General features: G+C 66.4%; 24 protein-coding genes. 9 read left to right on the top strand and 15 right to left on the bottom strand.

From position 1 onward, the window contains the following. Nucleotides 1–10: 10 nt before the first annotated feature. From ACMV5O_RS15860 to ACMV5O_RS15845, 4 genes are all read left to right on the top strand, one after another. Nucleotides 11–1,186 (top strand): PilT/PilU family type 4a pilus ATPase, encoded by a 1,176-nt coding sequence (locus ACMV5O_RS15860; RefSeq protein ID WP_416164367.1) that lies wholly within the window; start codon nucleotides 11–13, stop codon nucleotides 1,184–1,186. Nucleotides 1,187–1,294: 108 nt separating this feature from the next. Continuing rightward, complete coding sequence (gene dapE, locus ACMV5O_RS15855; protein ID WP_416164366.1) at nucleotides 1,295–2,443, top strand: succinyl-diaminopimelate desuccinylase; 1,149 nt, start codon at nucleotides 1,295–1,297, stop codon at nucleotides 2,441–2,443. A 56-nt stretch (nucleotides 2,444–2,499) separates the two neighbouring features. After that, nucleotides 2,500–3,438 (top strand): 50S ribosomal protein L3 N(5)-glutamine methyltransferase, encoded by a 939-nt coding sequence (gene prmB / locus ACMV5O_RS15850; protein WP_416164365.1) that lies wholly within the window; start codon nucleotides 2,500–2,502, stop codon nucleotides 3,436–3,438. A gap of 53 nt (nucleotides 3,439–3,491) precedes the next feature. Continuing rightward, nucleotides 3,492–3,950, top strand: a complete 459-nt coding sequence (locus ACMV5O_RS15845; protein WP_416164364.1) for a response regulator — start codon at nucleotides 3,492–3,494, stop codon at nucleotides 3,948–3,950. A gap of 49 nt (nucleotides 3,951–3,999) precedes the next feature. Here ACMV5O_RS15845 and iscX read toward each other — a convergent pair whose 3' ends face one another. The 11 genes from iscX to ACMV5O_RS15790 form a co-directional block, all read right to left on the bottom strand. Continuing rightward, entirely contained in the window at nucleotides 4,000–4,194 is a 195-nt protein-coding gene (gene iscX / locus ACMV5O_RS15840; RefSeq protein ID WP_416164363.1) for a Fe-S cluster assembly protein IscX, read from the bottom strand. Between the two features lies 1 nt (nucleotide 4,195). Further along, entirely contained in the window at nucleotides 4,196–4,537 is a 342-nt protein-coding gene (gene fdx / locus ACMV5O_RS15835; RefSeq protein ID WP_416164362.1) for an ISC system 2Fe-2S type ferredoxin, read from the bottom strand. Between the two features lie 11 nt (nucleotides 4,538–4,548). Then, nucleotides 4,549–6,417 carry a Fe-S protein assembly chaperone HscA gene (gene hscA / locus ACMV5O_RS15830; RefSeq protein WP_416164361.1) on the bottom strand — a complete coding sequence of 623 codons (1,869 nt, stop codon included), beginning with the start codon at nucleotides 6,415–6,417 and terminating at the stop codon, nucleotides 4,549–4,551. A gap of 19 nt (nucleotides 6,418–6,436) precedes the next feature. Continuing rightward, entirely contained in the window at nucleotides 6,437–6,970 is a 534-nt protein-coding gene (gene hscB, locus ACMV5O_RS15825) for a Fe-S protein assembly co-chaperone HscB (RefSeq protein ID WP_416164360.1), read from the bottom strand. Nucleotides 6,971–6,980: 10 nt separating this feature from the next. Then, a complete protein-coding gene (gene iscA / locus ACMV5O_RS15820) occupies nucleotides 6,981–7,304 on the bottom strand; it encodes an iron-sulfur cluster assembly protein IscA (RefSeq protein ID WP_324538501.1) in 324 nt (107 codons plus the stop codon). Nucleotides 7,305–7,330: 26 nt separating this feature from the next. Beyond that, nucleotides 7,331–7,714, bottom strand: a complete 384-nt coding sequence (gene iscU / locus ACMV5O_RS15815; protein ID WP_416164359.1) for a Fe-S cluster assembly scaffold IscU — start codon at nucleotides 7,712–7,714, stop codon at nucleotides 7,331–7,333. Between the two features lie 96 nt (nucleotides 7,715–7,810). Further along, nucleotides 7,811–9,019, bottom strand: a complete 1,209-nt coding sequence (locus ACMV5O_RS15810; protein WP_416164358.1) for an IscS subfamily cysteine desulfurase — start codon at nucleotides 9,017–9,019, stop codon at nucleotides 7,811–7,813. Nucleotides 9,020–9,074: 55 nt separating this feature from the next. Then, on the bottom strand, nucleotides 9,075–10,238 hold the full coding sequence (locus ACMV5O_RS15805; protein WP_416164357.1) for a cysteine desulfurase family protein: 1,164 nt from the start codon (nucleotides 10,236–10,238) through the stop codon (nucleotides 9,075–9,077). 9 nt (nucleotides 10,239–10,247) lie between these two features. Next, complete coding sequence (gene iscR / locus ACMV5O_RS15800; protein ID WP_416164356.1) at nucleotides 10,248–10,730, bottom strand: Fe-S cluster assembly transcriptional regulator IscR; 483 nt, start codon at nucleotides 10,728–10,730, stop codon at nucleotides 10,248–10,250. A 168-nt stretch (nucleotides 10,731–10,898) separates the two neighbouring features. Next, the gene (gene cysE / locus ACMV5O_RS15795; protein WP_416164355.1) at nucleotides 10,899–11,654 is read right to left on the bottom strand and encodes a serine O-acetyltransferase; all 756 of its coding nucleotides are present in this window, start codon (nucleotides 11,652–11,654) and stop codon (nucleotides 10,899–10,901) included. 240 nt (nucleotides 11,655–11,894) lie between these two features. Beyond that, nucleotides 11,895–12,635: an RNA methyltransferase gene (locus tag ACMV5O_RS15790; protein ID WP_416164354.1), complete on the bottom strand. Its 741-nt coding sequence runs from the start codon at nucleotides 12,633–12,635 to the stop codon at nucleotides 11,895–11,897. Between the two features lie 123 nt (nucleotides 12,636–12,758). On the opposite strand from ACMV5O_RS15790, the gene ACMV5O_RS15785 reads away from it, so the two are divergent. Beyond that, a complete protein-coding gene (locus ACMV5O_RS15785; protein ID WP_416164353.1) occupies nucleotides 12,759–13,559 on the top strand; it encodes an inositol monophosphatase family protein in 801 nt (266 codons plus the stop codon). A 5-nt stretch (nucleotides 13,560–13,564) separates the two neighbouring features. Here the strand turns inward: ACMV5O_RS15785 and ACMV5O_RS15780 are convergent, their stop codons facing one another. Next, nucleotides 13,565–14,083, bottom strand: coding sequence for a retropepsin-like aspartic protease family protein (locus ACMV5O_RS15780; protein ID WP_416164352.1), 519 nt, complete (start codon nucleotides 14,081–14,083; stop codon nucleotides 13,565–13,567). A 160-nt stretch (nucleotides 14,084–14,243) separates the two neighbouring features. Between ACMV5O_RS15780 and mutS the strand changes: the two genes are divergently transcribed. The 4 genes from mutS (at nucleotide 14,244) to ACMV5O_RS15760 (ending at nucleotide 18,419) form a co-directional block, all read left to right on the top strand. Beyond that, on the top strand, nucleotides 14,244–16,844 hold the full coding sequence (gene mutS, locus ACMV5O_RS15775; protein WP_416164405.1) for a DNA mismatch repair protein MutS: 2,601 nt from the start codon (nucleotides 14,244–14,246) through the stop codon (nucleotides 16,842–16,844). Nucleotides 16,845–16,894: 50 nt separating this feature from the next. Further along, a complete protein-coding gene (locus ACMV5O_RS15770; RefSeq protein WP_416164351.1) occupies nucleotides 16,895–17,665 on the top strand; it encodes a spermidine synthase in 771 nt (256 codons plus the stop codon). 127 nt (nucleotides 17,666–17,792) lie between these two features. Beyond that, on the top strand, nucleotides 17,793–17,996 hold the full coding sequence (nqrM, locus tag ACMV5O_RS15765; RefSeq protein ID WP_324538521.1) for a (Na+)-NQR maturation NqrM: 204 nt from the start codon (nucleotides 17,793–17,795) through the stop codon (nucleotides 17,994–17,996). Between the two features lie 15 nt (nucleotides 17,997–18,011). Further along, nucleotides 18,012–18,419 (top strand): CBS domain-containing protein, encoded by a 408-nt coding sequence (locus tag ACMV5O_RS15760; protein WP_416164350.1) that lies wholly within the window; start codon nucleotides 18,012–18,014, stop codon nucleotides 18,417–18,419. An 18-nt stretch (nucleotides 18,420–18,437) separates the two neighbouring features. Here the strand turns inward: ACMV5O_RS15760 and dnaQ are convergent, their stop codons facing one another. The 3 genes from dnaQ to ACMV5O_RS15745 form a co-directional block, all read right to left on the bottom strand. Continuing rightward, nucleotides 18,438–19,163 (bottom strand): DNA polymerase III subunit epsilon, encoded by a 726-nt coding sequence (dnaQ, locus tag ACMV5O_RS15755; RefSeq protein ID WP_416164349.1) that lies wholly within the window; start codon nucleotides 19,161–19,163, stop codon nucleotides 18,438–18,440. Nucleotides 19,164–19,296: 133 nt separating this feature from the next. Then, complete coding sequence (rnhA, locus tag ACMV5O_RS15750) at nucleotides 19,297–19,758, bottom strand: ribonuclease HI (RefSeq protein ID WP_416164348.1); 462 nt, start codon at nucleotides 19,756–19,758, stop codon at nucleotides 19,297–19,299. Continuing rightward, entirely contained in the window at nucleotides 19,759–20,490 is a 732-nt protein-coding gene (locus tag ACMV5O_RS15745; RefSeq protein ID WP_416164347.1) for a class I SAM-dependent methyltransferase, read from the bottom strand. Nucleotides 20,491–20,518 lie beyond the last annotated feature (28 nt).

Here is a 20,518-nt window from a genome sequence, read left to right as displayed (position 1 = left end):
TCCGAACGCCATGATTTTCGACAGCCTGTTCACCTTGATGGCCGAGAAGAAGGCGTCGGACATCTTCATCACCGCCGGGGCCCCGATCCACATCAAGATCCAGGGCCACACCATGCCGATCAACCAGCAGGTCATGGACCCGCTGATGATCCAGCGCATGATCCACGAGGCGATCACGCCCTCGCAGGTGGCCGTGCTCGAGCGCGACCGGGAGCTGAACCTGTCCTTTGGTCGCCGCGACCTGGGCAACTTCCGGGTGAACGTGTTCTGGCAGCGCAACTCGATGGCCGTGGTGGTGCGCTATATCCAGAGCGACATCCCCACAGTCGAGGCGCTCGGCCTGCCTGCGGTGCTAACCGAGGTGGTGATGGACAAGCGCGGATTGATCCTCGTGGTCGGCGCCACCGGATCGGGCAAGTCGACCACGCTGGCGTCCATGCTCGATCACCGCAACCGCAACCGTAGCGGCCACATCCTCACCGTCGAGGATCCGATCGAGTACCTGTTCAAGCATAGAAAGTCGGTGGTAAACCAGCGCGAGGTGGGTATCGATACACTGAGCTGGACCGAGGCGCTGCGCAATGCCATGCGCCAGGCGCCCGACTGCATCCTGATTGGCGAGATCCGTGACCGCGAAACCATGCAGGCGGCGATCTCCTACTCCCAGACCGGCCACCTGTGCCTGGCAACGCTGCACGCCAACAACGCCTATCACGCGCTCAACCGCATCGTTAACTTCTTTCCGCTCGAGAACCGGCAGTTGCTCTACCTCGACCTCGCGGTGGCGCTGCGCTGCATCGTCTCGCAGCGCCTGGTGCGCAAGCCCGATGGCAAGCGTGTGCCCGCCGTCGAGATCCTGATGAACACGCGTCACGTCAGCGAGCTCGTCGAGCGGGGCGAACTCAACGAGATCAAGGAGGCGATGGAGCAATCGCTCGCCCCCGGTTCGCAGACCTTCGAGCAGGCGCTCTACAAGCTGTATTCGGACAAAACCATCGCCCTCGAAGAGGCCCTGGCCAATGCCGACTCACCGACCAACCTGCACTGGCTGATCAACAACGCCCAGATCAATGCGCCCGATGCCGAAGCCAGCGCCGCGCGCTCGGGCAAGCTGATGGACTTCGAGGCGACCAACGCAGAAGGGGCGTCGTTCCAGGAGTTCACGCTCGACCTGGACAACAATTGAGGGCAGACCATCGCCTGCCCTGCGCGCCTTCGCCCCAGCGCCGCAACACGCCCCTCCACCGCGAGCGATCCTTGCGCGATCGCTGTGCCTATCGACCAAATCCGATCAATGTCCCCATCGCCCTCCCCCACGCTCGCCCTTGCCTGCGAGCTGATTGCCCGTCCATCAGTCACCCCCGAGGACGCGGGCTGCCTTGAGCTCATTGCCGAGCGGCTGCAAGCGCTCGGCTTCCACTGCGAGCGCATCGATACCGGTGGCGTGTCCAACCTGTGGGCACGGCGCGGCCGCAGCGCCCCGGTGCTGTGTTTCGCCGGCCACACCGACGTGGTGCCGCCCGGCCCGTCCGAGGCGTGGGACACCCCGCCCTTCGCGCCGACGGTGAAGGACGGCATGCTCTATGGGCGTGGCGCGGCGGACATGAAGTCTTCGCTGGCGGCCTTCGTGACGGCGATCGAGCGCTTTGTCGCCGCCCACCCGGATCATGCCGGCAGCATTGCCCTGTTACTCACCTCGGACGAGGAAGGCATCGCCACCCATGGCACGGTAAAGGTCGTCGAGGCGCTTGCGGCGCGCGCCGAGCGCCTCGATTACTGTGTGGTGGGCGAACCGACCTCGGTGAACACGCTCGGCGACATGATCAAGAACGGGCGCCGCGGCTCGCTGTCCGGGACCCTGCGCATCAAGGGTCAGCAAGGCCATGTCGCCTACCCGCATCTCGCCCGCAACCCGATCCACCTCTTTGCGCCGGCACTGGCCGAACTCGCCGCGATCCGCTGGGACGAAGGCAACGAGTTCTTCCCCCCCACCACCTGGCAGGTGTCCAACATCCACGCCGGCACCGGTGCCAACAACGTCATCCCGGGCGTGTGCGAGGTGCTGTTCAACTTCCGCTTCGGCTCGGTGTCCAGCGCCGAGGCACTCAAGCAGCGTACCTGCGCGGTCCTCGATGCCCATGGGCTCGACTACGAGATCGACTGGCACCTGTCGGGCAAGCCCTTCATCACCGGCCGCGGCAAGCTCGTCGCTGCGCTATCGGATGCAATCAGCGACGTGCTCGGCGTGACGACCGAGCTGTCGACCACGGGCGGCACTTCCGACGGGCGCTTCATCGCCGACATCTGCACCGAGGTGGTGGAGTTTGGCCCGGTCAATGCGTCCATCCACAAGATCAACGAGTGCATCGCCGTCGATGCGGTCGAGCCCTTGTCGCAGGTCTATGAGCGCACGCTCAACGCCCTGCTGCCCTGCCCGAACTGAGGCCAGGCAGGCCCACCTGCCAGCACGCAAGACCCAAGAACCGAACGAGAACCGAGATGACGCAAGCCGAGCACCTGGACGACGAACACGAGCACGAGCACGAACATGAGCATGGCCCGCTCGCCGAGCTGGTTACCGTGCGCGACTGGTTGCGCTATGCCGTGACCCGATTCAACCGCGCCGGCATCGCCTGCGGGCATGGCGTGGCCGATACCTTCGACGAGGCGGTGTGGCTGATTCTGGGCACGCTGGCCCTGCCGCTCGACCGCCTCGAGCCCTTTCTCGACGCCTGCATCCCGGGTGGCGAACGTGTCGCGCTGCTCGAAGCGATCGAGCAGCGCGCCGACGAGCGCATCCCGACCGCCTACATCCTGGGCGAAGCCTGGCTCGGCGATTTCCGATTCACCGTCGATTCTCGCGTGATCGTGCCGCGCTCCTTCTTCGCCGAGCTGCTCGAAGACGGCCTCGCCCCGTGGATCGAGGATGCCGATGCGGTGGGCAGCGCGCTCGACCTGTGCACCGGCTCCGGCTGCCTTGCGATCCTGATGGCGCAGGTTTTTCCGAATGCCGCCATCACCGCTGCCGATCTGTCCGCCGATGCCCTCGAGGTGGCGCAACAGAACATCACCGACTACGGCCTCGAAGACCAGATCAGGCTCGTGCGCAGCGACGTTTTCTCGGCCCTGCAGGGGCAGCGCTATGACCTCATCTTGAGCAACCCGCCTTATGTGACGGCTGCATCGATGGACGCGCTGCCGGCCGAGTACCTGCACGAGCCGCGCATGGCGCTGGCCTCGGGCGAGGACGGGCTCGACGTCGTGCGCCGCCTGCTGGCAGAAGCGGCCGATCATCTGAACCCGGGCGGCGTTCTCGCCGTCGAAGTCGGGCATAATCGCGAAATCGTCGAAGAGGCCTTCCCGAACCTGCCCTTCAACTGGCTGTCCACCGCCGGTGGCGACGACATGGTGTTCCTGCTTCGACGCGAGGACCTCTAGGCGCCGATGCTTGTCGCCTGGACAAGGCGAGGCGGCGCGACAAGGAATTGATGATGCCAAACGAGCGCCCGATCCTGCTGGTGGAGGACAACCCCGATGACGAGGCGCTGACGCTGTGCGCGTTGAGCAAGAATCGCATCGACAACCCGGTGGTCGTCGCGCACGACGGGGTGGAGGCGGTGGACTACCTGTTCGCCAACGGCGCCTACTCGGGGCGAAAGGTTGAGGAGTTACCGGCCGTCGTCCTGCTCGACCTGAAACTGCCGCGCATCGACGGGCTCGAGGTGCTGCGCCGCATCCGCGCCGACGCCCGCACGGCGGTGCTGCCGGTCGTGATCCTGACCACCTCGCGCGAAAACCTCGATCTGCGCCAGGCCTACAGTCTTGGCGCCAACAGCTACATCCGCAAGCCGGTGGACTACGACCGCTTCGAACGCGCCATCGGCCTGCTCGGCCACTATTGGCTCGATCTCAACGAGACCGCGGACTCCGAGCTGCGCGGGGCCTACTGACAGCACCATGCGCGCGCCCGGCAACGGGCCACACGCGTGCTAACCACGCTCAGGCGAGCTCGTCGATCCAGGCCTGCTGGATGCCCTCGAGAATGCGCTCGCCGCAGCGCTTGGGGTCGTCATCGAACTCGGGCAAGGCAATGACCCAGTTCATCAGGTCGACGAAGTTGAGCGTACGCGGGTCGACGTCCGGGTGGGCGTCGGCGAGCTCGATGGCAATCTCCTGAACTTCGGTCCATTTCATGTCAGTGCTTTCCTTCGCGGGCCATGTTGATCGTGTAGCGCGGAATCTCCACCACCAGCGGCGTCTCACCCACGAGCGCCTGGCAGGACAGGCGTGACTGCGGCTCGAGGCCCCAGGCCTTGTCGAGCAGGTCTTCCTCCTCATCCTCGGCCTCGTTGAGCGACTGGAACCCCTCGCGCACGATGACGTGACAGGTGGTGCAGGCGCAGGACTTCTCGCACGCGTGTTCGATGTCGATGCCGTTGTCGAGCAGGGTGTCGCAGATCGTGGTGCCAGGGCTCGCTTCGATCACGCTGCCATCGGGGCACAACTCGACATGGGGAAGGACGATAATCTGGGTCATGGTTCGCTGGGTCAAAGTTCTAGCTCGTCAACCTTGTGTCCGGCCAGCGCGCTGCGGATGCTGTTGTCCATGCGCCGGGCGGCGAATTCGTCGGTGGCACGCGCGAGCGCGTCGATGCCGGTCTTGATCGCACGATGGTCCTGGCCCGCCAGGAGCGCCCGCAGAGTGCCGATCGCAGTGTCGATCGCCGCGCGCTCGTCGGCGTCGAGCAATGCGCCGTCCTTGGCGAGCGCATGCTCGGTGGCCTCGATGACGCGCTCGGCCTCGACCTGCTGCTCGCGCAGCGCGCGCGCGCGCATGTCGTCACCGGCATGTTCCGCACCCGACTTCAGCATCTCGGCAATCTCGTCGTCAGACAGTCCATAGGAGGGCTTGACCAGCACGCTCGCCTCGACGCCGGACGACATCTCGCGCGCCGAAACCGACAGCAGGCCGTCCGCGTCAACCTGGAAGCTGACCCGGATGCGCGCCGCGCCCGCCACCATCGCCGGGATACCGCGCAGTTCGAAGCGAGCGAGCGAGCGGCAGTCGGACACCAGCTCGCGCTCACCCTGCACGACGTGGAAGGCCATCGCCGTCTGGCCGTCCTTGAAGGTGGTGAACTCCTGGGCGCGCGCGATCGGCAAGGTCGAGTTGCGCGGCACCACCTTCTCCACCAGTCCGCCCATGGTCTCGAGGCCGAGCGAAAGCGGGATCACGTCGAGCAACAACCAGTCGTCCTGCGCGGCACGGTTTCCCGCGAGCACATTGGCCTGCATGGCAGCGCCGAGCGCAACCACCTTGTCCGGGTCGAGATTGGTGAGTGGCTCCTGGTCAAAATAGGCCGCCACGGCGCGCTGGATGTGCGGCATCCGGGTCGCGCCGCCCACCATCACCACGCCCTTGATGTCCTCCGGGGCGAGGCCGGCATCGCGCAAGGCCTTGCGCACCGGGGTCAGCGTCTTCTGCACCAGGTGACGGGTCATGTCGGCGAACTCGTCGCGGGTGACCACGAGGTCGACCTCTTCGCCCGATGCCAGGCGCACATGGATCGGCGCCTCCTCGCAGGAGGTGAGCAACTCCTTCGCCTCGCGCGCCTTCATCTGCAGACGACGTGCGTCCTCGAGCGAAGGGGGCGAGATCCGCGCCTTGTCGAGGATCCAGCAGAACAGGCGGTGATCGAAATCATCGCCGCCGAGGGCAGCGTCGCCATTGGTCGACAACACCTCGAACACCCCGCGCGAGAGCTTCAGGATCGACAGGTCGAAGGTGCCGCCGCCGAGATCGTAGACCGCGTAGACGCCCTCGGACGCGTTGTCGAGACCGTAGGCCACCGCCGCCGCGGTCGGCTCGTTGAGCAGGCGCAGCACATCGAGCCCGGCCAGGCGCGCGGCATCCTTGGTAGCCTGGCGCTGGGCGTCGTCAAAATACGCGGGCACCGTGATCACCGCCCCCACGAGCGAGCCGCCGAGACTGGCCTCGGCACGCTCTCGCAGTCGGCGCAGGATCTCGGCCGAAATCTCGACCGGACTCTTGACGCCCTGCACGGTGCGCAGGCGCAGCATGCCCGGGCTGTCCTCGAAATCGTAGGGCATGGTCTCGATGTGCGCGACGTCCTTCAGCCCGCGCCCCATGAATCGCTTGACCGATGCGATGGTGTTGCGCGGATCGACGGCCTGCGCCTTGAGCGCGGCCTGACCCACATCGACGCTGCCGTCCGCCGCATAGCGCACGACGGATGCGAGCATGGTGCGCCCACTGTCGTCGGGCAGGCAGACTGCGATCCCATTGCGGACGGTGGCAACGAGTGAATTGGTGGTGCCCAGGTCGATGCCCACAGCGAGCCGATGCTTGTGCGGCTCGGCGGACATGCCGGGTTCGGCGATTTGCAGCAAGGCCATCAGGTGTGTTCCGTGCTCTCTAGTTTTCGAGGGCCAACAGCGCCTCGTCGATTTCATGCTGGAGTTTGCCGATGAACATCAGCCGGCGCACGGTGTCGGCTGCTCCTTCGTAGTCGTGTTCATCGTCGAGCTGGCGCCCGAGCTCGGCGCGTACCTCGCGCGCGTGCTGCAGCAGGCGGCGGTGAAGGTCCTCGAGCTCGGTCACCTCGGCCGCTGCGCGCGCCTCCTCGACCGCCTCACGCCACTCCATCTGTTCCATCAGGAACTCGGGCGACATCGCGGTGTTGGTCTCCAGCCCGGCGTCGACACCGGCGAGCTCGAGCAGGTATTGCGCACGCGTGAGCGGCTGGCGCAGGGTGCGAAAACCTTCGTTCACCCGCGTCGCCCATTGCATCGAGCGCCGCTTCTCGGCATCGGAGAGGTGCGCGTGGCGATCGGGATGCACCTGCGACTGCAACTCGTGCCACGCCGCCTCGAGTGCCGCGTCGTCGATCTCGTAGCGACGCGGCACACCGAACAGCGCAAAGAAGTCCTGCGTGAGGTCGATGCTCATCGGCCCGCGCTCAGACGTTGAAGCTTTCGCCGCACCCGCACTGGTCCTTCACGTTCGGGTTGTTGAACTTGAAGCCCTCGTTGAGCCCTTCCTTGACGAAGTCGAGTTCGGTGCCTTCGAGATAGGCGAGGCTCTTCGGGTCGATGACGACCTTGACGCCGTGGCTCTCGAACACCAGATCCTCGTTCTCGGTGTGATCGACGAACTCGAGCTTGTAGGCCATGCCGGAGCAGCCCGAAGTCTTTACGCCGAGGCGGATACCGAAGCCCTTGCCGCGCTTGGCAATGAAGTTCGATACGTGGCGGGCAGCGGATTCAGATAGCGTGACGCCCATGTCTTCTCCTGTTCTGTAGATGCCGCTCAGGCCTCGTGCTTCTTCTTGTAATCGGCCACCGCGGCCTTGATCGCGTCCTCGGCGAGGATCGAGCAATGGATCTTCACCGGCGGCAGGGCGAGCTCCTCGGCGATCTGCGTGTTCTTGATCTCGAGCGCCTGGTCGATGGTCTTGCCCTTCACCCATTCGGTGACGAGCGAACTCGAAGCGATGGCAGAGCCACAGCCGTAGGTCTTGAACTTGGCGTCCTCGATGACGCCATCCTTGCCCACCTTGATCTGCAGCTTCATCACGTCGCCGCAGGCCGGCGCGCCGACCATACCGGTCGCGACGCCGTCCTCGTCCTTGCCGAAGGAGCCGACGTTGCGCGGATTCTCGTAGTGGTCGAGGACCTTTTCACTGTATGCCATGATTTTCTCTCCGTCAGGGGTGTTCAGTATTCTTTTGACCGCTGCACGGTGGCAGCGGTGCGATCAATCGTGCGTGGCAACGCTCGGGATGCGTTTTCAGTGGGCGGCCCACTGCACGGTGTCGAGGTCGACGCCGTCCTGGTACATCTCCCACAGCGGCGACAGTTCGCGCAGCTTGCCGATCTTCTTGTGCAGCAGCTCGATTGTGTAGTCGATCTCTTCTTCGGTGGTGAAGCGGCCGATCGAGAAGCGGATCGAGCTATGGGCGAGTTCGTCGTTGCGACCGAGCGCGCGCAGCACGTAAGAGGGCTCGAGGCTGGCCGAGGTACAGGCCGAACCGGACGACACCGCGATGTCCTTGATCGCCATGATCAGCGACTCGCCTTCAACATAGGCGAAGGAGATGTTCAGGTTGTGCGGCACGCGCTGCTCGAGGTCGCCATTGACATAGGTCGCCTCGATGTCGGTGAGCCCGGCCAGCAGCTTGTCGCGCAGCTTGCCGATGCGCAGATTCTCGGTCGCCATCTCCTCGCGGGCAATCCGGAAAGCCTCGCCCATGCCGACGATCTGGTGCGTCGCCAGCGTACCCGAACGCAGTCCGCGCTCATGGCCGCCGCCGTGCATCTGCGCCTCGAGGCGGACACGCGGCTTGCGACGCACGTAGAGGGCACCGATACCCTTGGGCCCATAGGTCTTGTGCGCGCTGAAGCTCATCAGGTCCACCTTCAGGCGCTCGAGGTCGATCGCCACCTTGCCGGTCGCCTGGGCGGCATCGACATGGAAGATGATCCCCTTCTCGCGGCAGATCTCGCCGATCTCGGCGATCGGCTGCACCACGCCGATCTCGTTATTCACGAACAGCACCGACACCAGGATGGTGTCCGGCCGAATCGCCGCCTTGAGGACGTCGAGATCGAGGAGACCGTTCTCCTGCACGTCGAGGTAGGTGGCCTCGAAGCCTTCGCGCTCGAGCTCGCGCACCGTGTCGAGCACCGCTTTGTGTTCGGTCTTGAGCGTGATGACGTGCTTGCCCTTGCCCTTGTAGAAATGGGCCGCGCCCTTGATGGCGAGGTTGTTCGACTCCGTCGCACCCGAGGTCCAGATGATCTCCTTGGGGTCGGCATTGACCAGCGCGGCGACCTGCTCGCGCGCGTCCTCCACCGCCTTCTCGGCCTCCCAGCCGTAGGCATGCGAGCGGCTTGCCGGATTGCCGAAATGCTCGGTCAGCCAGGGAATCATCTTTTCCGCCACTCGGGGATCCACCGGGGTCGTGGCCGAGTAGTCGAGATAGATCGGGAACTTCATTGAGTCTCTCCGCAGAGTCGTTGTTCGGGTGTTGATCGGTTCAGGCCGGTGAGGCTCAGGTGCTCACCGATGCCAGGTTCTTCAGTTCGCCCACGACACGGGCGAAGGTATTCATGAATTGCCGCACATCGGCCGCAGTCGTGCCGCGACCAAGGCTCACCCGCAGCGCGGCACGGGCGAGTTCGGGGGCCACGCCCATCGCCAGCAGCGTGTGCGAGGGCTCCGGGTTGGCGCTCGAACAGGCCGAGCCACTCGCACAGGCAAAGCCCGCGCGATCGAGCTTGCCGACAAGCGTCTCGCCGTCGAGCTGCGCGACGGCAAAGAACACCGTGTTGGGCAGTCGCGGCGCCGCCGCCGAAAAGACCTGCGCTCCGCACTGCGTGAGGGCGACCTCCAGGTCGTCGCGCAGCTGTCCGAGCCGCATCGCCTCGGCCTCGCGCACGGCGCGCGCGCGCTCACAGGCGACCCCGAAGCCCACGATCGCGGCCACGTTCTCGGTACCCGAACGCAAGCCCCGCTCCTGGCCGCCGCCGGCAATAAGCGGTGCCAGCTCGACCCGCTTGTCAACCACCAGCGCACCCGCGCCAAGCGGACCGCCGATCTTGTGCGCAGACAGCGTCATCGCATGCACGCCGAGCGCGCGGAAGTCCAGCGCCAGCTTGCCCAGCGCCTGCACCGCATCGGTATGAAACCACGCTCCGGCCGCCTTTGCCTGTGCAGCCAGAGAAGCCACATCCTGGATCACGCCGGTCTCGTTGTTCGCGAGCATCACCGACACCAGGCGCGGCCTGGCCGCAAGCACCGACTGCCAGTCGTCAGCATCGATCCGGCCCTGATCGTCGACCGCAATCTCGTGCAGCGACCAGCCTGCACGCTGCAGTTGCCGCGCGGGCTCACGCACGCAGGGGTGCTCGATCGAACTCACCGCCACCAATCCCGGCTTCGTGGTCGCCGCCGCGCCCTTCAGGAACAGGTTGTTCGCTTCCGAGCCACCGCTGGTGAATACAACTTCGGTCGCGTGCGCGCCCACTGCGGCCGCGACCCGCGCCCGCGCCTCGTCCACCGCCGCACGCGCCTGACGCCCATACTCGTGACGACTCGAGGCGTTGCCGAAGCGGACCGGGTCAGCCGCGCCGAGCCAGGGCAGCATCGCCTCGCGCACCACCGCATCGAGCGGCGTGGTGGCATTCCAGTCGAGATAGACCGGGGCAAAACTCATCGACAGGCCTCAGACCGCAGCCACGGTGCTCGTCGCCAGCGTGGCGCGACGACGGATGTTCTTCAACACGGCCATGTCGGCATCGGGTCGCACCTGACGATTCACCAGGGCCTCGAGCGTGACCGAATCCAGATAGGCGTACATGCGCTTGTTGAGGTTGGCCCACAGGTCGTGCGTCATGCAGCGATGGGCGTCGTGACAGTTCTCCTTGCCCCCGCACTGGGTCGCATCGAGCGGCTCGTCGACGGCAATGATGATGTCCGCCACCGTGATCGCGTCCATTTCACGAGCGAGGCGATAACCGCCACCCGGCCCGCGAATGCTGCTGACCAGCTGATGCCTGCGCAGTTTGCCGAACAACTGCTCGAGATAGGACAGCGAGATGCTCTGGCGCTCGGCGATCCCGGCCAGCGTCACCGGCCCGTCGGTCTGGCGTGCCGCCAGATCGATCATTGCCGTCACGGCGAAACGCCCCTTGGTCGTCAATCTCATGTTCGCTCCTGATGGATCCCGGTAACGGTCCGAGAGCGCAAAATGCCCCGCCCGTCGAATACCTTAACGTTTCGGTCGACTATACGTATCCCGACAAAAACGGTCAACTACTCGGGCCAACTCCATCCATTTGGTGCAGAACCGCCCCACGGACGCGACAGATCGCCGTCAATCGACCATCTTCGACAGCCGGTTGGCGTCGAAATCGTCGCTTGGGCCAACCGCCTCATCGAGCTTGACACCAGCGGCCTCGAGGCGGGCGATGATGGCCTGCAGGCGCCGGTCCGTTTCCACGGCATGGTCGAGCAGGCCATGCAGGGCCTTGGCCATCGGGTCATCCATGTCGCGCGTCACCCCATAGGCACTGAAGCCGATCTGCTCGGCCTTCTGCTCGCGTGCGGCATCGCGATCAGGGTCAACGACGCGGGCGGGGTTGCCGACGGCGGTCGCGCCCGCCGGCACCGGCTTCACGACCACGGCGTTGGAGCCGATCTTGGCACCGTCTCCGACCGTAAATCCTCCGAGCACCTTCGCCCCCGCACCGACCACCACCCCCCGACCCAGCGTCGGATGGCGCTTGGTGCCCCTGTAGAGCGAGGTTCCGCCCAGGGTCACCGCCTGATAGATGGTGCAATCATCGCCGATCTCGGCCGTCTCGCCGATCACCACCCCCATGCCGTGGTCGATGAACACGCGCCGCCCGACCACGGCCCCCGGGTGAATCTCGATCCCGGTGAGAAAGCGGCTGACGTGGCTGACGAAGCGCCCCACCCAATGCCAGCCGCGGATCCATGCGCCGTGCGCCAGCCGATGAAACATCAGCGCGTGGATGCCCGGATAACAGGTCAGCACCTCCAACGTGGAACGGGCTGCAGGGTCGCGCTCGCGCACGCTGGCCAGATCTTCACGCAGACGGCTGAACATTTTGTACTGGGCTCCGGAAGGCAAAGGTGAAAAAGGAGGTCTCGAGGGAAAGGCATGGCGCCGACCCCCTTGATGCTGATGCGCCCGCGCGATCGAGCAGACACACGCCGCATCTCCGCGCCTGGAGGTAAAACCATCGCGCGCGGCGCACCGCTCAATTCCCGACAATTTTAATCGACTTAATGCCGCAAACTCAAAGCCGACGGCTGATCAAGCGGCAATTACGCGCTGCGCACGGGCTCAACCGCGACGCTTGGGGCGCTCGAAGGTCGTCAACATCCCGCGCAGGATGGCCAACTCCTCGCGCTCGAGCCGCACCCGGTTGAACAGCCGCCGCATGCGCGGCAGCAGCCGCTTCGGATTGGCCGGATCGTGAAAGCCGCTGGCGGTGACCACACGCTCGAGGTGGGCCATGAAACCTTCGAAGTCGGCGTGGGTGGCGGGCTCGCCCTGTGCGTCGTGCGCCATGCCCACCGTAGCACCGAGCGCCGCCAGGCGGATCTCGTAGGCCAGCACCTGCACCGCCGCGCCCAGATTGAGGGAGGAGAACTCGGGGTCGGTGGGGATCGTCACCGGCATGCTGCACAGCCCCACTTCTTCATTGGTGAGGCCGCTGGTCTCGTTGCCGAACACCAGCGCCACCCTGCCTTCGGCACAGCGCGCGACGAGCTCGAGCGCCGCTTCGCGCGCGGGCAGGCGGGGCAGCGACAGTTCGCGCCGGCGCGCAGTGAGCGCCGCCGAGAACACGGTGTCGGCGAGCGCGTCCTGCAAGCTGGGCACCACGCGCGCCGACTCGAGCAGATCGAGCGCACCCGAGGCGCGCGCGGTCGCAACCTCATCGGGAAAGGACTCGGGCGCCACCAGCCACAGCTCGCGCAGGCCCATGGTCTTCATGGCGCGCGCGGCAGCGCCGATATTTCCGGGATGGCTGGTGCGCGACAGCACGACGCGGATGCGATCGAGCGCGAGGGGGCGATTCATATTAAGATTCCACGCTTTCCGAATTCTGCCGGGTTGCCTGCCTGGAATCTGCGTTCGACGGCGATCCAAGAGCGCCGCCACGCGGCATCGCAGGCCCCGCTTCTTTAACCGAGATCGCTTCGCATGCATCCCACCCTGAACATCGCCGTCAAGGCCGCACGTCGCGCCGCGACCGTCATCAACCGCGCTTCGACCCAGCTCGACCTGCTCACCGTGCAGTCAAAGTCGCCCAATGATTTTGTCACCGAGGTGGATCGCGCCGCCGAGCAGGCGATCATCGAAGTGCTGCGCGACGCCTTCCCGGGGCACGGGATTCTAGCAGAGGAGTCCGGCGAGTCCGGCCCCGACAGCGAGTTCAACTGGATCATCGACCCGCTCGACGGCACGACCAACTTCATCCACGGCTTTCCGCAATACGCGGTCTCCATCGCGCAGACGAAGAACGGCGTACTCGAGCACGCGGTGGTCTACGACCCGAACACCAACGAGCTGTTCACCGCCTCGCGCGGCAGCGGCGCCTTCCTCAACGACCGCCGTATCCGCGTGTCGCGCCGCACTCGCCTGAACGAGGCCTTGATCGGCACCGGCTTCCCGTTCCGCAAGTTCGACCAGGTCGACGCCTACCTGGCGATGTTCAAGGAGCTGACGCAAAAGACCGCCGGTATCCGTCGCCCGGGCGCCGCGGCGCTGGACCTCGCCTACGTCGCTGCCGGCCGCCTCGACGGCTTCTGGGAGATGGGCCTGTCGCCGTGGGACATGGCCGCCGGCGTGCTGCTGATCCAGGAAGCGGGTGGCCTCGTGTCCGACCTGTCCGGCGAAGGCAACTTCCTGACCACCGGCAACGTCGTCGCCGGCTCGCCGAAGATCTTCGGCCAGATGCTGCCCATCATCCAGGCCTATCGGCCGGCGGGCATGCAGGCCTGAATCCATCAGGAGCCGGGGATGCGCAGGCTCAGCGTGTCTCCGCGCTGGGTGAACTCGAGGTAACGCAGCACCGACATGCCGAGCAGAACCTCGTCACTGCGCATGCCGGGGTTGAGGTGAGCGCTCACGTTGCGCACCTCGAACGGGCCCAGCGTGAGCGCCTCGATGCGCGTCTGGCGCACCGTAACGCTGCCGTTGGCGGTCAGCACCGAGCCGGCGGCACCGGGCTGGAGCCCCAGCACCGGCCCCAGATGGGCGGGCACCGACACCTGGGTGGCACCGGTGTCGAGCAGGAAGCTCACCGGCTGGCCGTTGATCTGCCCGGGCGCGACGTAATGACCGAAGCGGTTGCGCTTGAGCACCAGCTCGGTTGCGCCGGGCGCCACCACCAGGTTTCGATTGGGGTTGTCGCGCTGCTCGAGCACCGAATCGAAACTCACCCAGCCCAGCCCGAGAAAGGCGAGCGAAGCCAGCAGGCCGAGTTTGCGGCCGATGCTGCGCGTATCCGATTCGGCAGGGCTCACAGCCGGCGTTCCTCCTCTTCGTGGCGGCCAGGGCAGCCACGGGTCCATCGACAATCACGCTCCCACTGACGACAACAAAGCACGCGAGAGGTTTCGGTTGGCACTCCGCTCTTCCCACGACACGAACTCGGCCGCTCGCACCGCGGCGCCTGCCTCCAGCATGGGCGAGGCCGAGATCGCTGCCCACACGCCGATGATGCAGCAGTATCTGCGGCTCAAGGCGCAGCATCCGCATACCCTGCTCTTTTACCGCATGGGCGACTTCTACGAGTTGTTCTTTGAGGACGCCGAGAAGGCCGCCCGCCTGCTCGACATCACCCTCACCACGCGCGGGCAGTCGGGTGGCAGACCGATCCGGATGGCGGGCGTGCCCTTTCACGCGGTCGAGCAATACCTTGCGCGCCTGGTCAAGCTCGGCGAATCGGTGGTGATCGCCGAGCAGGTGGGCGAGCCCGGCACGAGCAAGGGGCCGATGGAGCGCGCGGTAAGCCGCATCGTGACGCCCGGCACACTCACCGACGCCGCCCTGCTCGATGATCGCCGCGACGCGCTGCTGCTCGCCGCCAGCCTGCACCGCGGGGTGCTCGGCCTCGCCTGGCTCAATCTCGCCAATGGGGACTTCCGCCTTATGCAGTGCCCCGCCGAGGCCTTGCAGACCCAGTTCGAGCGTCTGCGCCCGGCCGAGGTGCTGATTCCCGACGGGCTTGCATTGCCCCTCCTCGACAGCCTGGCGCCGGCGCTGCGCAAGCTGGCCGACTGGCAATTCGATGCCGACACGGGTACCCGCCTGCTCACCGCCCACTTCGGCACGCGCGACCTCGCCGGCTTCGGCGTCGAGGACCTGCCGGTGGCGCTCGCCGCCGCCGCCGCGCTGTACGACTACGCCCAGGCCACACAGCGCCAGACCCTCGCCCACGTCACCGGGCTGAGCGTCGAGCGCGAGTCCGAATACCTGCGGCTCGATGCCGCCACCCGGCGCAATCTCGAGCTCACCGAGACCTTGCGCGGCGAGCCGGCACCCACGCTGCTGTCGCTGCTCGACAGCTGCACCACCAGCATGGGCTCGCGCTGGCTGCGCCACGCCCTGCACCACCCGCTGCGCGAGCGTGCCGTGCCCGCTGCACGCCAGGCCGCGGTCGCCGAGCTGGTCGGGGAGCGCACCGACTACGGCATCGACAGCCGCGACGGGCAGCTCGCCGCCACGGTGCGCAGCACGCTGCGTGGCGTGGCCGATGTCGAGCGCATCACCGCGCGCATCGCCCTGCGCAGCGCCCGCCCGCGAGACCTCTCCGCGCTGCGCGACAGCCTCGCCCGCCTGCCCGAACTCGACGCCGCGCTGCACGGCTGCCAAGCCAGCCTGCTCGGCGAACTGCGCGCCGCGCTCCACATCGCACCTGCGCCGCTCGAACTCCTGCAGCGCGCCATCGCCGCCGAACCGGCCGCGATGGTGCGCGACGGCGGCGTGATCGCCCCCGGCTTTGACGTCGAGCTCGACGAGCTGCGTGACATCCAGAGCAACTGCGGCGAGTTCCTGCTTGCCCTCGAGACGCGCGAGCGCGAGCGCAGCGGCATTACCGGCCTCAAGGTGGAATTCAACCGGGTGCATGGCTTCTACATCGAGGTCAGCCGTGCCAATGCCGACAAGGTGCCCGACGACTATCGCCGCAGACAGACGCTGAAGAACGCCGAGCGCTACATCACGCCCGAACTGAAGGCCTTCGAGGACAAGGCGCTGTCGGCGCAGGAGCGTGCATTGGCACGCGAGAAGCTCCTCTACGACGGCATTCTCGACGCCCTTGCCGAACACATCCCGAGCCTGCAGCGGATTGCCCGTGCGCTGGCAACCCTCGACGCCCTCGCCGCCTTCGCCGATGCGGCCCTGCGCTACGGCTACGTGCAGCCGCGCTTCACCGACACGCCCGGGCTGCACATCGGCGGCGGCCGTCACCCGGTGGTCGAGCGCCAGGTCGACAACTTCATCCGCAACGACGCCAGGCTGGGCGCCACCCGCCGCATGCTGATGATCACCGGGCCCAACATGGGCGGCAAATCGACCTTCATGCGCCAGGTGGCGCTGATCTGCCTGCTCGCCCACGTCGGCAGCTTCGTGCCCGCCGACAGCGCCACGCTGGGGCCGCTGGATGCAATCTTCACCCGCATCGGCGCATCCGACGACCTCGCCTCTGGGCGCTCGACCTTCATGGTCGAGATGACCGAGGCCGCCGCCATCCTGCACGGCGCCACCGAACACAGCCTGGTGCTGATGGACGAGATCGGCCGCGGCACCTCGACCTTCGACGGCCTGGCGCTCGCCTTCGCCATCGCGCGTCAGCTGCTGGAGAAGAACCGCAGCCTGACCCTGTTCGCGACCCATTACTTCGAGCTCACCCGGCTCAACGGCGACTACCCGGAGTGTGCCAACGTGCATCTGGATGCGGTCGAGCATGGTCACCGCATCGTCTTTCTGCATGCCCTGGAAGAGGGACCCGCCAGCCAGAGCTACGGCATCGAGGTCGCCGCACTCGCCGGCATCCCGGCCGGCGTCATCCGTGATGCCAAGCGCCGCCTGCGCGCGCTGGAGAACCGCGAGATCGATGCGGGCCCGCAGGCCGACCTATTTGCCTCGCTGCCCGAGCCCGCGCAGGACGAGGCCTTGTCGCACCCCGTGCTCAGCGCACTGGCAGAGCTCGACCCCGATACACTCAGTCCGCGTGAGGCGCTCGAACGCCTGTATGCACTCAAGCGCCTCGCCAGCGCCTGAGGACCGCAAGCGCAACGCCCGCTCCCCACTGATCCCCTGTACGCACCCGCATGAACCCCTCCATCGACATCTCGGAAGCCGCTGGCGTCCGTTACTTGCACTTCGGCTCGGAATGGATCCAGGGCGCGATGCGCATCCGCAAGCCCAACGCCCTCGAGCTCGCCTACACGCGCGAGATGATGGCCGGGCTGCTGCTGCGCGACGGCCTCGCCGAAGACGGCGGCCACTGGCCGCGCAAGGTCCTGATCATTGGTCTCGGCGCCGCCTCGCTGGCCAGATACATCCATCACAGCCTGCCGCAGAGCCGCATCCGCGTGGTCGAGATCGCCCCCGCCGTGGTGGCGGCCGCACGCCAGTTCTTCAAGCTGCCGGCCGAGGACGCACGCTTTTCAATCCATATCGGCTGCGGCGCACAGTACGTGCTCGAGCGTGACGAAACCTGGGACTACATCCTGATCGACGGCTATGACAGCCGGGCGCGCGCTGGCGCGCTCGACACCCTGCCCTTTCATCAGGCGGTACGCAGCCGGCTGTCGGACCGCGGCCTGATGGCGGCCAATCTTTTCGGTCGCTCGCGTGGCTACAAGAGCAGCCTGGAAAGAATCATCCGTGCCTACGACGACAGGGCGATCGCCTTTCCGTCCTGCGACAGTGGCAACGTCGTCGCATTTGGCGCCGCAGGAGAAGCCATCGAACGCAGCGTGTCCGAGCTGCGCGAGCGCGCCCGCGGGCTGAAGGCTGCAACGGGGCTTGACCTCGGCCCCACGGTGGCTCGGCTCGAACAGTCGGGCAGCCTGCCCGGTGGGGTGCTCAGGCTGTGATCCTGCGCGCACCGCGCGCGACCCGGTTCGATGCATCTGCAGGCATGGCCAGAACAAGCCGGTCCGCGGTATTGTCCACCCGGCGCGAGGGCCTGCACACGGCTCGTTTGAATGAGGCAGAATCTGAATGAGTACCTTTCTGATCACACTGATCATCGTCGGCATCGTCATCGCCGCGATGGCCATCGGCGTCATGTTTGGTCGCAAGCCGATCGCCGGTAGCTGCGGCGGCATCGGTGCAATCGGCCTTGACTGCGAGTTCGGCTGCAAGAAGCCCTGCTCGAAGCGTCAGGCCCGCATGGAGGCCGCCAAGGCCGAACAACAACACTGACCCTCGGGAGACACCATGCTCAGTTCCCTGCTCGTCAAGGATTACATGATCGGCGACCACCTCGCCTTCACTGCCCAGACCGACCTGCTCAGGGCGGTGCATACCTTGCTGGAGCATCGGCTCAGCGGCGCACCGGTGGTGGACGAAAACAATCGCCTGATCGGCTTCCTGTCCGAGAAGGACTGCCTGAAGGCCGCCCTCGATGCCTCCTACTTCCGGCGTGAGGCGGGCAGCGTGCAGGAGTTCATGAGCACCGACGTGGCCTCCATCTCGGGCGACGCCAGCCTGATCGACGCGATCGAAATGTTCATCGGTGACCACTATCGCTGCCTGCCCGTGGTCGAGGGCTCGCGCCTGATCGGTCAGATCTCGCGGGTCGATATCCTCAAGGGCCTGGAAAAGCTGCGCCGCGACGGTCACTGACGCAGCCCGGCCGGTCGCTCAGGCCGGCGCATCCTCCACCTCTGTGGGGGGCAACCATAGGCACAGGCCCTTGTTCGCCCTGGCGATGTCGCTCAGCACGGACTCATGCGCCTCGAGCTCGGCCGCAGTCGGGCGCAGGATCCTGAGCGTGGCGCGTCGCTCGAGCGCGCCTGCGGCATCCGCCTCGCGCGGTAGGGTTTCCTCTTCTAGGCCGATCATCAGGCTTTCCTGTCCGCGCGTCATGGCCAGGTAAACATCCGCCAGCAGCTCGGCGTCGAGCAGCGCGCCGTGCAGTTCGCGACGGGCGTTGTCGATCTCGTAGCGATCGCACAGGGCATCGAGCGAGGCCTTCTTGCCGGGGTTCTGCTCCTTGGCGAGCTTGAGGGTGTCGATCACCCCGCAGCACAGGCTCGCCAGCCGCTCGCGGCCAAGCAAGTGCAGTTCGTTGTCGAGAAAGCCGACATCGAAGCTGGCGTTGTGGATCACGAGTTCGGCATCGCGCACGAAGTCCTCGAACGCCACCGCAACCTCGGCGAACCGAGGCTTGTCGGCAAGGAACTCCTCGGTGATGCCATGCACCGCGACCGCCTCGGCATCGATTCCCCGCTCGGGGTTGATGTACACATGGAAGTGGCGGCCGGTGAGACTGCGGTTGAGCAGTTCCACGCAGCCGATCTCGATCACCCGGTCGCCATTGCGCCAGTCCAGTCCGGTCGTCTCGGTATCGAGCACAATTTGTCGCATCGGTCTTCCTGTCGGCCGTCGGCCTTTCCTTCGCTTCCGGGGCCACTGTTTACCGCGGCCCGCCGGTTCTAACCCGTGACGAGGTGCGTTGCACAATCCGCACCGTCGGCCACCCTTCACATCGGTTGCAGGCTCAGCCCTGCACCGCCGCGCCGGCCTTGCGCACCGCGTCCACCCCGCGCCGCGCGAGTTCATCGGCGCGCTCGTTCTCCGGATGCCCGGCGTGCCCGCGCACCCACAGCCACTTCACCTGGTGCCGCGCCGCAGCCTCGTCGAGCGCACGCCACAGGTCGGCATTCTTGACCGGGGCCTTGGCGGCCGTCTTCCAGTCGCGTGCCTTCCAGCCATGGATCCACTCCGAAATACCCTTCTGCACATACTGGCTGTCGGTGTGGACACGGGCGGCCACAGGTCGCTTCAAGGCCTCCAGCGCGCGGATGACCGCGAGCAGCTCCATGCGGTTGTTGGTCGTTGCCGGCTCTCCGCCCCAGATCTCCTTCTCGTGCGCACCCGCGCGCAGGATCGCGCCCCAGCCACCCGGTCCCGGATTGCCGCTGCAGGCGCCGTCGGTGTAGATATCGACCACTTCTTCCATTTACTGCGTTTTCCTTGATCCGCCGTCGCGCTGGGCGACCGGCGATAGTCGTTTCGACGCGGCCTTGCGGCTGCGCCAGTGAGGGGTGATGAGGCGCATGCCATGCACCCGCTTCACCCCGTGCAAGAGGTAGGCCGCGCCAAGCACCGGCCACCATCGCCTGCCGGCTCGATCCATGAACTGCCAGCGCTGCAGCCACTTGAGGCTGCTCGCCGGGGGCGCATAGCAGCCGAAGCCGTTGCCCTGGATCTCGAAGCCAAGCAGCGTCAGCCAGTCGCGGATCCGCATCACGGCGCGATACTGCCCGCGCCAGGGCGGCGCCGCGTCCTTGCGGCGCGTCAGCAGCCGGCGCAGCCCCCACAGGCTGAGCGGATTGAAGCCGCTGATGACCACGCTGCCCTCGGGCACCAGCACACGCTCAACCTCGCGCAACACGCGATGCGGATGCTCTGAAAACTCCAGCACATGCGGCAACAGGACCAGGTCGATGCTGGCCGAGGCGAAGGGCAGCTCGAACTCCTCTGCCACCACGCCGCTGTCGGCCACCCGCCCGCACACCACCCGGTACGGCATGCGGTTGGCGCGCAGCAGGTCGAGACCCGGCAGGCCGACCTGCACTGCGTTGTAGCCGAAGACATCCGCCACCATCCGGTCCAGCCCGTCCTGCTCCCACTCGAGCAGGTACTGCCCCTGCGGGGTTTGCAGCCAGTCCTTGAGATCGAGGATTGACATCGGCTCTCAGGTCCTCACAATTCGCGGG

The organism is Thauera sp. WH-1 (genome assembly GCF_047806685.1).
Classification (GTDB): domain Bacteria; phylum Pseudomonadota; class Gammaproteobacteria; order Burkholderiales; family Rhodocyclaceae; genus Thauera.
Note: the sequence above shows the minus strand (reverse complement) of the source record. Positions and strands in the feature narration are given on the sequence as shown.